This window comes from Paracoccus sp. Ld10 (assembly GCF_045064235.1).
Taxonomy (GTDB): Bacteria; Pseudomonadota; Alphaproteobacteria; order Rhodobacterales; family Rhodobacteraceae; genus Paracoccus.
This window is the reverse complement of sequence record NZ_JBISHD010000031.1, coordinates 291,085-304,157: the sequence shown is the minus strand read 5'-3', so window position 1 is coordinate 304,157 and position 13,073 is coordinate 291,085. Positions and strand designations below refer to the sequence as shown.

At 63.7% G+C, this 13,073-nt stretch carries 10 protein-coding genes; 3 read left to right on the top strand and 7 right to left on the bottom strand.

Annotated features, from left to right (window positions below):
- Nucleotides 1–38: 38 nt before the first annotated feature.
- The 3 genes from acs to ACJJVR_RS13595 form a co-directional block, all read right to left on the bottom strand.
- On the bottom strand, nt 39–1,994 hold the full coding sequence (gene acs / locus ACJJVR_RS13605; protein WP_405405333.1) for an acetate--CoA ligase: 1,956 nt from the start codon (nt 1,992–1,994) through the stop codon (nt 39–41).
- A gap of 541 nt (nt 1,995–2,535) precedes the next feature.
- On the bottom strand, nt 2,536–4,830 hold the full coding sequence (locus tag ACJJVR_RS13600; protein ID WP_405405331.1) for a glycosyl hydrolase family 28-related protein: 2,295 nt from the start codon (nt 4,828–4,830) through the stop codon (nt 2,536–2,538).
- Between the two features lie 129 nt (nt 4,831–4,959).
- A complete protein-coding gene (locus ACJJVR_RS13595; protein ID WP_405405329.1) occupies nt 4,960–6,546 on the bottom strand; it encodes a lysine--tRNA ligase in 1,587 nt (528 codons plus the stop codon).
- An 87-nt stretch (nt 6,547–6,633) separates the two neighbouring features.
- Here ACJJVR_RS13595 and ACJJVR_RS13590 point away from each other — a divergent pair, with 87 nt between their 5' ends.
- Nucleotides 6,634–7,056 (top strand): tellurite resistance TerB family protein, encoded by a 423-nt coding sequence (locus ACJJVR_RS13590; protein WP_405405327.1) that lies wholly within the window; start codon nt 6,634–6,636, stop codon nt 7,054–7,056.
- Here ACJJVR_RS13590 and ACJJVR_RS13585 read toward each other — a convergent pair.
- The 3 genes from ACJJVR_RS13585 to ACJJVR_RS13575 form a co-directional block, all read right to left on the bottom strand.
- The gene (locus ACJJVR_RS13585; RefSeq protein ID WP_405405325.1) at nt 7,053–8,438 is read right to left on the bottom strand and encodes a D-alanyl-D-alanine carboxypeptidase; all 1,386 of its coding nucleotides are present in this window, start codon (nt 8,436–8,438) and stop codon (nt 7,053–7,055) included. The genes ACJJVR_RS13590 and ACJJVR_RS13585 overlap by 4 nt on opposite strands.
- Nucleotides 8,435–9,028 carry a nicotinate-nucleotide adenylyltransferase gene (locus ACJJVR_RS13580; RefSeq protein WP_405405324.1) on the bottom strand — a complete coding sequence of 198 codons (594 nt, stop codon included), beginning with the start codon at nt 9,026–9,028 and terminating at the stop codon, nt 8,435–8,437. The genes ACJJVR_RS13585 and ACJJVR_RS13580 overlap by 4 nt, the downstream gene beginning before the upstream one ends.
- Before the next feature lie 87 nt (nt 9,029–9,115).
- Entirely contained in the window at nt 9,116–10,717 is a 1,602-nt protein-coding gene (locus tag ACJJVR_RS13575; RefSeq protein WP_405405322.1) for a bifunctional metallophosphatase/5'-nucleotidase, read from the bottom strand.
- 141 nt (nt 10,718–10,858) lie between these two features.
- On the opposite strand from ACJJVR_RS13575, the gene ACJJVR_RS13570 reads away from it, so the two are divergent.
- Nucleotides 10,859–11,194 carry a DUF952 domain-containing protein gene (locus tag ACJJVR_RS13570; protein WP_405405320.1) on the top strand — a complete coding sequence of 112 codons (336 nt, stop codon included), beginning with the start codon at nt 10,859–10,861 and terminating at the stop codon, nt 11,192–11,194.
- Nucleotides 11,191–12,249 carry a quinone-dependent dihydroorotate dehydrogenase gene (locus tag ACJJVR_RS13565; RefSeq protein WP_405405318.1) on the top strand — a complete coding sequence of 353 codons (1,059 nt, stop codon included), beginning with the start codon at nt 11,191–11,193 and terminating at the stop codon, nt 12,247–12,249. The genes ACJJVR_RS13570 and ACJJVR_RS13565 overlap by 4 nt, the downstream gene beginning before the upstream one ends.
- Here ACJJVR_RS13565 and cysE read toward each other — a convergent pair.
- Nucleotides 12,246–13,067, bottom strand: a complete 822-nt coding sequence (gene cysE / locus ACJJVR_RS13560) for a serine O-acetyltransferase (RefSeq protein WP_405405317.1) — start codon at nt 13,065–13,067, stop codon at nt 12,246–12,248. The two genes, ACJJVR_RS13565 and cysE, sit on opposite strands and share 4 nt — an antisense overlap.
- Nucleotides 13,068–13,073 lie beyond the last annotated feature (6 nt).

Below are 13,073 nucleotides of genomic sequence, written 5' to 3'. Positions count from 1 at the left end.
GGCAAGCTTGGGGGGACGCAGGCGCCCCCGGCCGGTCGTCAGCCGCGGTTCATGCGGTTGGCGATCAGATCGTCCACGACCTCGGGATCTGCCAGGGTCGACGTGTCGCCCAGGGTGCCGTGATCGTTTTCAGCAATCTTGCGCAGGATCCGGCGCATGATCTTGCCGGACCGGGTCTTGGGCAGGCCCGGCGCCCACTGGATCAGGTCCGGCTTGGCGATGGGCCCGATTTCCGTGCGGACCCATTTCTCCAGGTCGGCCCTCAGATCGTCCGAAGGCTCGACGCCGTTCATCAGCGTGACATAGGCATAGATGCCCTGCCCCTTCATGGCATGCGGATAGCCGACGACGGCGGCCTCGGCGACCTTTTCATGGGCGACCAGCGCCGATTCGACCTCGGCCGTGCCCATGCGGTGGCCGCTGACATTGATGACGTCGTCGACGCGGCCGGTGATCCAATAGTACCCGTCCTCGTCCCGACGACAGCCGTCGCCAGTGAAATAATACCCCGGATACTGCTGGAAATACGCCTCCTCAAAGCGCGCATGGTCGCCCCACAGGGTGCGCATCTGACCCGGCCAGCTGTCACCGATGCACAGCACGCCCTCGGCCGGGTCGCCCTGCTGCACCTCGGCGGTGGCGGCGTCCAGGATCACCGGGACCACGCCAAAGAACGGCACGGTCGCCGATCCGGGTTTTGTCTCGATTGCGCCGGGCAGCGGCGTGATCAGGTGGCCGCCGGTCTCTGTCTGCCACCAGGTGTCGACGATGGGACAACGGCCCTTGCCCACATGTTCGTCGTACCAGTTCCAGGCTTCGGGGTTGATCGGTTCGCCCACGGTGCCCAAGATGCGCAGCGACGACAGGTCATGCGCCGCGACCGGTTCGGGGCCCTTGGCCATCAGCGCGCGGATGGCGGTGGGGGCGGTATAGAACTGGGTGACCTTGTGTTTGGCACAGACCTGCCAAAAACGCCCGGCGTCAGGCCATGTGGGCACGCCCTCGAACATCACGGTCGTCGCGCCGTTGGCCAGCGGGCCATAGACGATATAGCTATGGCCGGTGACCCAGCCTACATCAGCCGTGCACCAGAAGACATCACCGTCCTTGTAATCGAACGTGTACTGATGCGTCATCGCGGCATAGACCAGATAGCCGCCGGTGGTGTGGACGACGCCCTTGGGCTTGCCGGTCGATCCGGACGTGTACAGGATGAACAGCGGATCCTCTGCCCCCATCGGACGGGGCGGACAGTCGGGGGCGACCTGCTCCATCTGCGCCTTGACGTCGATGTCGCGTCCGTCGATCCAGGTGGTCTGGTCGCCGGTATGCTTGACCACCAGACAGCGCACCTTGTCCGAACAATGCAACAGCGCGGCGTCGGCGTTTGATTTCAGGTTGGTCCGCTTGCCACCGCGCGGGGCGGTGTCCGCGGTGACCAGCACCTTCGCACCGCAATCGTTGATGCGGTTCGCCAGGGCGTCCGGCGAAAAGCCTGCAAACACGATCGAATGGATCGCCCCGATCCGCGCGCAGGCCAGCATCGCATAGGCGGCCTCGGGGATCATCGGCAGATAGATCACCACGCGGTCGCCCCGCATCACGCCTTGGCTCAGCAGGACATTGGCGAAACGGTTCACCTTTTCGGACAACTGGGCATAGGTGATGTGCTGCGCCGGGGTCTGGGGGTCATCGGGCTCAAAGATGATCGCGGTCTGGTCCGCCCGGGTGGCCAGGTGGCGGTCGATGCAATTGACCGATGCGTTCAGCACCCCGTCCTCAAACCACTTGATACTGACCTGACCCAAGGTGAAGTCGGCGTTCTTGACCTTGGTATAGGGCGTCATCCAATCCAGCCGCTGCCCCTCGCGGGACCAGAACCCCTCCGCGTCACGGATCGATTCGTCATAAAGGCGCGTGTAATCCTGGGGCCCGACATGAGCGGTTTCCAGACCCGCCGGAATGGCGTGTTTGCGAATGTTTTCAGCGGTCATGAGTTCCCCCCTCATCGTCATCAGACCACAGCCCGGCCACGACAATGCCTTTTCAGGATGGTGGCGCATTGCTGCGTGCCATGAGTAAACCATAACGGATATTGAAAGTTAAGTTGTTTTTTATAAACGATATTATTGTAAACTATTTGACAGAGATCAGGCGGATTAAGTTAATGCTTCACAATCGCCTGCGGTGGGGCAACGCCATGCGTTCACGCGGCAATGGCATCAGGATCCGCAGTCAACTGAACCATGCCGGGCCATGTCATCCAATCAAACGTGGATCAGCGACATAGGCCGTAACGGACCTGCGCTATGAATGACCGCCCGGAGCCGTTGCGGCCGGTGATGACACCGCGCAATCCGGCCATGCTGAAAGTCGCGGTCGGACTTTGGTCCGCCGCGCTCTCCGTTCTTCCCGCGTCTATGGTTGCCTTGCACCAAAACGCATCATGTCAACGCGATCGACGGGGATCAGCGTACTGCCTGACGGTGTCAACATGGCGCGGTCACAGGTCACCCTTGCGCCGCGCCACCCCCGTTATTGAGGTCGGTCCATTCGCGCATAGATGCACACCCTGCCCCGCAGCGGTTGTGCCCACGTCAATCGTATCTGTCGCCGCGAGGTCCCGGATTCGGGGAGGACCGTCGGGCTGGCATCGACGCGGGCACCGCTGGTCGCCTGAAGCGCGACCTCGGTCACGACCGACTGTACGGACCGCGCCCAGCCCTGGAACGGCAGGCCGGTCAGCACGGGGGTGGTCCATGTCGCCGTGGCCGTGTTCTGGGTCAGCTGGATCATCAACGGGTTCGACACATAGGTGTTGATGCCGTTGAACGTGTTCGCCTCGAATTGCAGGTTGCGCATGTTGGTATAGTTCAGGTCCGCGATCGAGGTATCGACCCGGTCGATCCGCTCCACGTTTCCGAACAGAGCCTTGAACACATTGCCCACAACATTCAGCCCCTGGATGAAATGCCCCGACCCATAGGGCTTGACCGTGATCCAGGTAAACCAGGAGGCGGTGTTGGAGCACAGGAAGGTGTTCCCCGTCAGGGTAAGACCGCCAAAGCTGAATTCGGTCCCCGTAAAGGTGGGAATGGCGCTGTGTTCGTTCGTCCATTCGATCGACGCGTTGTCGACATAGTTGCCTGACACCGTGGTCTGGACGTTGGGCTGCGTCAACACCAGCCCCGCATAGCGCAGTCCCTGCCCCGACCCATCGCCCTGAAACCAGTGGTTGCCGCTGATGATATGGCCGCCGCCGTTCGCGACCATGAAATGCGCAAACCGGACAAAGCGGTTGTTGCGGATCTTGATGTCATTGGCGTTCACGTTGATCGCGACGGTCGTGCGCTGCTGCGCCGGCAGGTCGATATCGTTCGAGATGAACTGGCAATTGTCGACCAGCAGATCCTGGCACCCGCGCCCGATCGAGGTGATCCCCCGGTCCATTGGCCGCGTGAAATAGCAGTCCGAGAACTGGATCATCTCTCCCTGCGGGGGCAGCATCACCCCGCTGGAGATGCGGTCGCAGCTGAAATCCATCTTGGAAAAGTTCAGCCGGCTCAGCTCGCGCACGCCCGAAAAGTCGAACAGATAGCGATATCGTTCAAAGTTGTAGGGGCGCGTACCCGCACCACCGTACAGGGGTTGCGACAGGGTGATTGTCCCTTGCGCCACGTTCTTGGCGTTGACATAGACCTCGCGCCCGACGCCGCTGCCGATGATCCGGCTGCCGACCTCGATCGCCGCGACATTGGTGACATTCGTCAACAGCAGCGGTTGCGCAGGGTTATAGGTTCCCGGGCTGCTGGCACGTCCCGTTTGCCACGCCGCACCGGGCTTTGCCTGAACCGATCCGTTCTGGATCACCCGGCGGTTCGCGAACCCCTCCAACGTGGGGGCCAGTTCGGCCAGCATCAGCGGCTCGTCCAGGTCCACCCGGCGTCCGCCAAGGTCCAGGGAAATATGGTCGGTATAGCCCAACAGCGCCTGCAGCGCCTTTTTCATGCCAAGCGTCTCGTCGCCGAATGCATCGGCATAGGTCGGGAAATCAAAGCTGCGTAACAGCGACACGCGCGTGGCGGACGGGGTGGTGATGCGACCCTTGAACCGGATGCGGCTGTTGATCGACAGGTCGCCCGAAATAAAGAACGTTCCGGCGGGAACGACGATGGACCCGCCCGCCGCAGCCTGGTCCGCAGCCAGAAACGCGGCCCGGTCGTTCGTGACGCCGTCCCCCACCGCGCCGAAATCACGCACGTCGACCCAGTCAATCAGCGATGGGACAAAGGCCGCGGTGATGTCGTCGATGCGGATCGATTCCACCCGGAACGCCCCACCGTTGGCGCCGATCAGGTCCAGGCCGAAATGCCCATAGATCGCGCGCGTGCCCCACGGCATGTCCACGCCCGGGCGGTTGCCCACGCCGACGATGGCGCTGACCTCGACCACCTCGCCAAAGGTGCGCAATGCGACGGTGGTACCCGTGGTGACCAGCCCCCCGACCGCGTTGCGCGATCCGTCGCCAGCCCAGCCCGCAATCCGCACGCTGGCCAGGGCGCCCGCCACGATCTTGACGCGCGCCGAAACGCGCAGGTAGACGCCGGGGATCATCGGCGTCTCTCCCATAAAGCGGAGGCTGGTGGTGGTCTGCTGCTTGACGACTTCGAAGCAGGGACCGAAATCCTGATCGGAGGGGACGATGCTGGCGTTGCCTGCCTGATCCCAGGTCGGACTGCCCGAGGTGCCGTCGCTGCGTGACCAGACACCAAGGCCCGCCCTGAAGGCCGGCGGCGTCAGCAAGAGCCCGTTGGTGACGGCAATATTCATCGGCTATCCCTTCCGTATCGGCATGGCCGGCGGGCCCGGAAAGGCCCACCGTGATACGGACAGAAATAGTTGATGAAAGGTTAACGGGTGCTGAATGCTGCGCGCGCTGCAACGCGCCTGCGCGCAACGTCAGCCGTGGTTGAAGACCAGTTTGCCGTCCAGCGCATCCGTGATCAGGCCGCGCGTCTCGTCCACACCATACAGCGCGATAAAGCCGCCGAAACGGGGGCCCTGATCCGCGCCCAACAGGACCTGATAGAGGGCCGCGAACCAATCGCGCAGCGGGTCGAACCCATGCTCTTTGCCGACCGCGAACACCATCGACTGAAGCGTTTCCGGATCGGCGGGCTGATCCCATGCGGCCAGCCGGTCAGCCAGATCCTGCATTGCGGCACGCTCGACTTCGGTGGGCGCGCGGAACTGGCGCGACGGTGCGACGAAGTCCGTGAAATAGCGCAGTGCAAACCCCGCCGCCGCGTCGAGTCCCGGATGGGTCTCCGGGCTGGCATCGGGCACGTAGCGGCGGATAAAGCCCCACAACCCGTCCTTGTCCGCAGCCCCGGCAACGGACGCAAGGTTCAGCAGCATCTGGAACGGGATCGCCATGTCTGACGCGGGCACGTTTCCACCATGGATATGCCAGACCGGGTTCGCCAGCTTTTGTTCGGGCGTCTGGTCGGGATAGGTACGCAGCTGCTGATGATATTCGTCCACTGCCTTGGGGATGACGTCCAGATGCATCCGCTTGGCCGTCTTGGGCTTGAGATACATGAAGTACGACAGGCTCTCGGTCGATGCGTATTTCAACCAGTCGTCGATCGACAACCCGTTGCCCTTGGACTTGCTGATCTTCTGCCCGTCCTGATCCAGGAACAGTTCATACGTGAAATGTTCGGGTTTCCGCCCGCCAAGGATCTCGCAGATCTTATCATAGATCGGGGTGTTTGTGCTGTGGTCCTTGCCGTACATCTCAAAATCGACATCCAGCGCCGCCCAACGGGCGCCGAAATCGGGCTTCCACTGCAGCTTCACGTTGCCGCCGGTGACCGGCAGTGTGATCTCCTCGCCGTCCTCGTCAAAGGTGATGGTTCCGGCCTTGGCATCGACATGCTTGATCGGCACATACAACACGCGTCCCGTCTTGGGGCTGATCGGCAGGAAGCAGGAATAGGTCTGCTGCCGCTCCTCGCGCAGGGATGCCAGCATCACGGCCATGATGTCGTCGTAGCGTTCGGCCGCGCGCAGCAGCACCGCGTCGAACTGCCCCGACTTGTAGAACTCGGTCGCACTGACGAATTCGTAATCGAACCCGAACGTGTCCAGAAACCGACGCAGCATGGCGTTGTTGTGGTCGCCAAAGCTGTCATATTCGCCGAACGGATCGGGGACGGCCGTCAGCGGCAATTGCAGGTGCTGTTGCAGCATCTGCTGATCGGGGACGTTCTCGGGGACCTTGCGCATGCCGTCCAGGTCGTCCGAGAAACAGATCAGCCGCGTCGGCAGATCGCTGATTTCCTGAAACGCGCGGCGGATCATCGTTGTGCGGGCGACCTCGCCAAAGGTTCCGATATGGGGCAGGCCGGACGGGCCGTAACCCGTCTCGAACAGGACATAGCCCTTTTCGGGAGGCTGCTTTTCGTACCGTTTCAGCACCCGGCGCGCTTCTTCGAACGGCCAGGCCTTCGATTGCATCGCGGCGTCGCGCAGGGTGGTCATGGTCGGATCTCCTGTTGAGGTCCGGAAGGCTTATTGAAACCGCCGCAGATCGTCAATAATTTGCACCCGAACGAACCGGAGAGTGCCATGACCATCGACCTGCCTTCCCTGTCCCCCTGCGACGCGCTGGTCGCGGTGATGGTGGCGGTGTCCTGTTCGGACAGCACCATCCGGACCTCCGAACTGGTGGCGATTCAGCGCATGGTGGACCACGCGCCAGTGTTTGCGTCCTATGACGACGACCGCATCCGGCCGATCAGCCAGACCGTGATGACGCTGTTCGACGAGGATGACGGCGTGGACGCGCTGTTCGGACTGATCCGCGACGCGCTGCCCGAAAAGCTGTTCGAGACGGCCTATGCGCTGGCCTGCGACGTGGGTGCTGCCGATGGCCGCCTGTACGAGGGAGAGGTGATGATGCTGGCCGAGATCCGCGACCAGCTGAACATCAGCCGCCTGCACGCCGCCGCGATCGAGCTGTCGGCCCGTGTCCGCCACATGACCGTCTAGGCCAGACGGCCCGCAAAACTGTTCAGCAGATCGGCCTGCAGCGCCTTGGCCTGCCGTGTCCAGACGCTGACGCCTGCGGGCTGCTCCAGCCCGATCGCGGCCTTGCGCCGTTCGGTATCTGCACAGAATATTGCAAAGATCCCTTCGGTCCCCGACGGTCCGGTGACGTATCCCGCCAGGTTCGACACAAAGTTCAACGTGCCCGTCTTGGCCGCGACGGGCGCGTTCACCGGGTGGTCGTCATCGGCCAGTGGGTTCCGGCGCAACAGACGCGACAACAGCAGATCGCGCCCCGGCCCCGCCAGAATGCGCGTCATCGCATAGGGGCTGATCCGGCTGGTATCGGACAGGCCTGAATGGTCGGCCAGCCGCATCCCCTGCCCCAGCCCATCCAACCAGCCCCGCATCGCCAGCGCCGATTGCGCCGGATCCGGTGCACCGCTGGCATGCAGGCCAAGCGCTTCGGCGGTCAGGTTGGTCGAGTATTCCAGCATGTCGCGCACCAGCGTGTCGACCGGCGGGCTGTCGTGATGCGCAATATCCTGGCCCTGCGGCAGGCGGTCGATCACCTCGGGCGCAGGCAGGGCCAGACCGCGCGCGCGACACAGCGTCTGGAACACGTCCGCAGCATACAGTTCCGGCAGGCGCACCGGCAGCCAGCGGCTGCCCGATCGTCCCATCGCTGCGCGTGACACCGTCCAGTATTCGCGTTCCAAATCATGGCGATAGGTGAACAGGTCCGGCTGATCGCCCGGCATCGCCGTGATGGTATAGGCGCGGGGAGAATGACGAGCCGCGCGCGCCTCGACGCTGATCTGGTGATCGACGCCGACACGGGTCCATCCCAAATGCACCCGATTGAAATTCAGCATCATTCCGGAAATGGCTGGGTTGTACGGCAGGTGGTCGTCCTGTTCGACCGCGATTTCGGCGATGGACGGCAACGCACCGCCCCAGACCGCAAAACGCACGGGAGCGGGCATCCCCAGCCCGACAATATCGTCGGCCAGTCGCGCCAGATCATCGGTGGTCAGCGCCGGGTCGCCCCCACCCGCCAGGATCAGCATGTCGCCCGCCCGGATGACCCGAGTCCGAAAGCGGTGCGCGGGGCCAAGCCGGTCCAGGGCATACAGCGCCGTGATCGCCTTCATCGTGCTGGCGGGGGGCAGCAACGCCGCCGCCTGGCGCAGGGCCAGCGGGTCGGTCCCGTCGGTCAGCGCCAAGGCCACCCGCCCGGGCAGGCCGGACCGCGTGACAAGATCGCCGGGTTCGGGAATTGGCCGCGATCGGGGCCGCAGGTCCAACCCCTGCGCCGCCATAACGCCGGGCGCCAGTGTGGCGGCCGCCATCATCGTCAGCATCCGACGACGGTTCAATGTCATCGCAGCCCCCTGCGCAACTGGGTTGAGGACAGCCCGGACATCGGCAGGTTCAACAGAACCCATGCCGGCGGCTTTGCCCCCGCCAAAAGGGCGGCGCGGGTTTCTGGCACGCGCGCGCGGCGCAAGGTGGTGGCCGCGACGGAATGGCGGGCGGCCAATCGGGATCCGGGCCGGGCCATCACGGCGATCGGGACCTGTTCCGCGATCGCGCGCCAGCGGTCCCAGTGATGGAACTGCACCATGTTGTCCGACCCCATCAGCCAGACGAACCGCACCCCCGGATACAGGCGCGCCAGCGCGCGCAGCGTGTCCGCCGTCTTGCGCAGGCCAAGCCTGGCCTCGATGTCTGTGACCAGAATGCGGGGATCATGGGCAACTGCGCGCGCCGCGGTCATGCGCGCATCCAGCGGCGCAGGTCCATGCGTCTTAAGCGGGTTTGCCGGGGACACCAGCCACCAGATCCCGTCAAGGCCCAGCGTGCGCAACGCGACTCGGCTGATCAGCAGGTGCCCGTCGTGGGCCGGATCGAATGACCCGCCCAGAATGCCGATGCGCTGCCCTGGCCGCGCGAGGGGAAAGCCCGTTCGCATGCCGCCCGATTAGCCCAACGCAGCGCGCGCGCCAAGCGTGCGAATGGAAAAAGGGATGCCGGACCGATGGACCGGCATCCCACTGCGTCATTTTACAGTGATGCGACCGTCCTCATAGGGGGCATAGCCGTCCTGTTGTTCACCCAGGTATGCGGCCACGACCTCTGCCAAATCGGGACCGAAATCATAGGCGTTCTGGCCGTTCGTCGCGAACACGTCATAGCCGTCGCCGCCACCGCGCATGTAGTTGTTGGTGGCCACACCATAGGTCGCGGCGGAATCGATGGGCACCCATTCGCCATCCTGCTGTACCATCACCTCGCTGATGCGGGCGTCCGGTTCAGCGGCCGGATCGACGGTATACTTCAGTCCCGCCACCTGTGCAAAGCGGCCTGCGGCCTCCTCGTACTGGCTGGCGCCGTTCTCCAGCGCGGCGACGACATCGGCCCCGGTCAGCTGGAACGTCGCAAGGACGTTCTGGAACGGCAGGACGGTATAGACCTCGCCCATGGTCACCTCGCCCGCGTCAATGGACGCGCGCAGCCCGCCGCCGTTCTGGATGGCGATGGTCACGCCCTGGTCGGCAACACGGTCAAGCATCGCGTCGGCAACCAGATTGCCCATCTCACATTCCTTGGCGCGACAAACATCCCGGTCGCCGTCGATCGGGGCAGATGTAGTCGCCACCACCTCTTCGCGCAGGGCGGCGATGGGTTCAGCCATCTCAGCCACACGGGCGGCGATGACCTCGTCCTCTGCGACCGACGCGTCCAGCAGGATCGGCTGTCCCTCGACAGAGGTCAGAACCCCCGCATCATCAAAGGTCAGCGTCAGATGGCCAAGATATTTGCCATACGCATAGACCTGCGCAACGGGCACCTGCACGCCATCAGCGCCATCGACCATGGTCGGATAGGCCGCGACTGCACCTTCCATGTCGCCCAGCAGGGTGTGGGAATGACCGCCGATGACCGCATCGATCCCCGGAACCTCGGCTGCCAGATCAAGGTCGCGCAGATAGCCGACATGGGTCAGCGCAATAACCTTGTCGACGCCCTGATCGGCCAGCTCGGCCGCGGCGGCCGCAAGACTGTCGGCATCGTCCTGAAAGATGACATTGGAACCGGGCGAAGACGTCTCGGGCGTGTCCATCGCCAGCGCCGAGATGATGCCGATCTTTTGGTCGCCGACTTCCAGGATGGTGTGCTTGGCGACCTTGTCGGCCAGCACGTTCGACTGTGATACGTCGATGTTGCTGGACAGTACCGGAAACTGAACGCCATCGGTCAGCACGGCCAAACCTTCGGGACCATCGTCGAATTCGTGGTTGCCCACCGCCATCGCATCATAGCCGATGGCGTTCATGAATTCGACGACCTCGGTACCCTTGTAGGTCGTGTAGAACAGCGACCCCTGATACTGGTCGCCCGCGTCCAGAACGATCACGTTCCCGCCCTCGGCGGTGATCTGGTCGCGCAGTTCGTTGATCTTGGTGGCGATGCGGGCCATTCCGCCAAAGCATTCGCCCGCGGCGGTCTGTTCCGAGTCGCAGGTGCTGTCGCGGTCGCTGATCGGCTCGATCCGGCTGTGGACGTCATTTGTGTGAAGGATGTGCAGCACGGTGTCGGCCTGCGCTGTTCCGGCGAACAGCGCGATGGCGGATGCGGCGGCTAGTAGGCGTCGTGTCATCCCTGATTCCCTATGTGGCCCTGATGATTGGCACCGACAACTTGGCGCAGCCGACACGGCGGGTCAAACCTTCACGTCGATGGAACAGCCTGAAGACGATGACGTCTTGACCCACCGCCCTGTGCAAGGGCAAATGCGGGAATGCAGATCTTCAAGGTATTCCGCGCGGGCGAATGGGCCCAGATGCAACAGGACGGCCGCACCCTGGGGGCGCCCGTCGATCTTGCCGATGGCTACATCCATTTCTCGACGGCCGATCAGTTGCCCGTGACGCTGTCCAAGCATTTCGCGAACGAGGACGGGCTGGTGCTGCTGGCCTGCGACCCCGACGCATTGGCGCCCGATCTTTTGTGGGAGCCATCGCGCGGCGGGGCCCTGTTCCCGCACCTGTATCGGCCCCTGGCCCTGACCGATATCCTGTGGTCGCGTCCCATAGCGCTGACCGAGGACGGCCACGACACGGACGTCGCGCCATGAGCGTGATCGAGAGGCTTGGTCTTGCCGCGCTGCACCGCATGGATCCGGAACGGGCGCATGACCTGTCGATCGCGGCCCTGGAACGCGGCTTGGTCCCCCTGCACGGTGCTGCGGTGACATCCGACCGTTTGGGGGTTTCGCTGGCCGGCATGGCGCTGCCAAATCCGATCGGCCTGGCGGCAGGGTACGACAAGAACGCGCGCGTCGTCGCACCCCTGATGCGGTCCGGCTGCGGCTTTCTGGAAGTCGGCGCCGCAACCCCGCGCCCGCAGGCTGGCAACCCGAAACCACGCCTGTTCCGCCTGACCGAACAACAGGCGATCATCAACCGGTTCGGTTTCAACAATCAGGGTGCGGATGCAATCGGACGGCGCCTTGCCGCCCGTCCTGCGGGCGTACCGGTCGGCTTGAACCTGGGGGCGAACAAGGACAGCGTGGACCGGGCCGAGGATTTCGCACAGGTTCTGCGCGTGGCCGGTCATTGCGCCGATTTCGTCACCGTCAACGTGTCGTCCCCGAACACCGAACGCCTGCGCGACCTGCAGGGCGCGGACGCCCTGTCCGCGTTGCTGGACCGGGTTCTGGCCGCCCGGGACGGTCTGCCGCGTCGCGTCCCCGTCTTCGTCAAGATCGCCCCGGACCTGACGGACGCGGAAATCATGCAGGTCGCATCGGTTGCGTTGAATGCAGGACTGGACGGGATTATTGCCACGAACACCACCCTTTCGCGCGACGGTATTACTGGACCGAGCACTGCGCAGACGGGTGGGCTGTCCGGTCGCCCGTTGTTCGACCGGTCGACCCGTGTCCTGGCACGGTTGCACAAAGAGATGCATGGACGCATCCCGTTGATCGGCGTTGGTGGGGTATCAAGTCCGGATGATGTCTGGAACAAGCTGCGGGCAGGCGCCACGGCAATTCAAGTCTATTCCGCGATGATCTATCAGGGGCTGTCGATCGCGCCACGTCTGGCACAGGCGCTGGATGACCGGTTGGCGACGCAGCGCATCACGTTGGCCGAACTGACAGGCAGCGGCACAGCGGACTGGCTCTAACGATACCCCTCGACACCCAACAGGTGGTTCATGCTGTGCGACGGATCCGGGCACCCTGCATCGCCTATAACCCGGGCCGGCACGCCAGCCACCGTCTTGCAAGCCGGCACTTCGTGCAGAACCACTGATCCGGCCGCGATCCGAGAGTGATGTCCGATCCGGATATTGCCCAGAACCTTGGCCCCGGCCCCGATAAGCACCCCGTCACCAATCTTGGGATGACGGTCGCCATCTTCTTTGCCAGTCCCGCCAAGCGTGACTGAATGCAACATGGACACGTCATTTCCAACAGTCGCGGTCTCTCCGATGACGATGGAGTGGGCGTGATCCATCATGATACCGGTCCCTATTCGGGCCGCCGGATGGATATCCACTCCGAAACATTCCGAACACCGCATCTGCACGAAATACGACAGATCCCTGCGGTCCTGCTGCCATAGCCAATGCGCCATGCGATAGGCTTGAAGTGCCTGAAAGCCCTTGAAGAACAACAGCGGCTGGATCAGACGATGTGTCGCCGGATCGCGGTCATAGACGGCCATCAGATCGGCACGGGCAGCGTCCCCCAGCTCTGGCGCATTGGCATAGGCGTGATCGGCGATCTCTCGCAGAATCTGCTCGCTCATCTCGCCCGACGCGAGCTTGAGCGACAGGCGATACGCAAGCGCAGCCTCCAAGCTCTTGTGATGAAGCAGGCCCGCATGGATCAGCGCGCCCAGCAGAGGCTCGGCGGCCGCCGCCGCGCGACCTTCGTCGCGCAGTTGCGCCCAGATCGCGTCCCTGTCCAGCGGCAGTGGTGGCTTTTTGGTATGCAGCATGTTCGT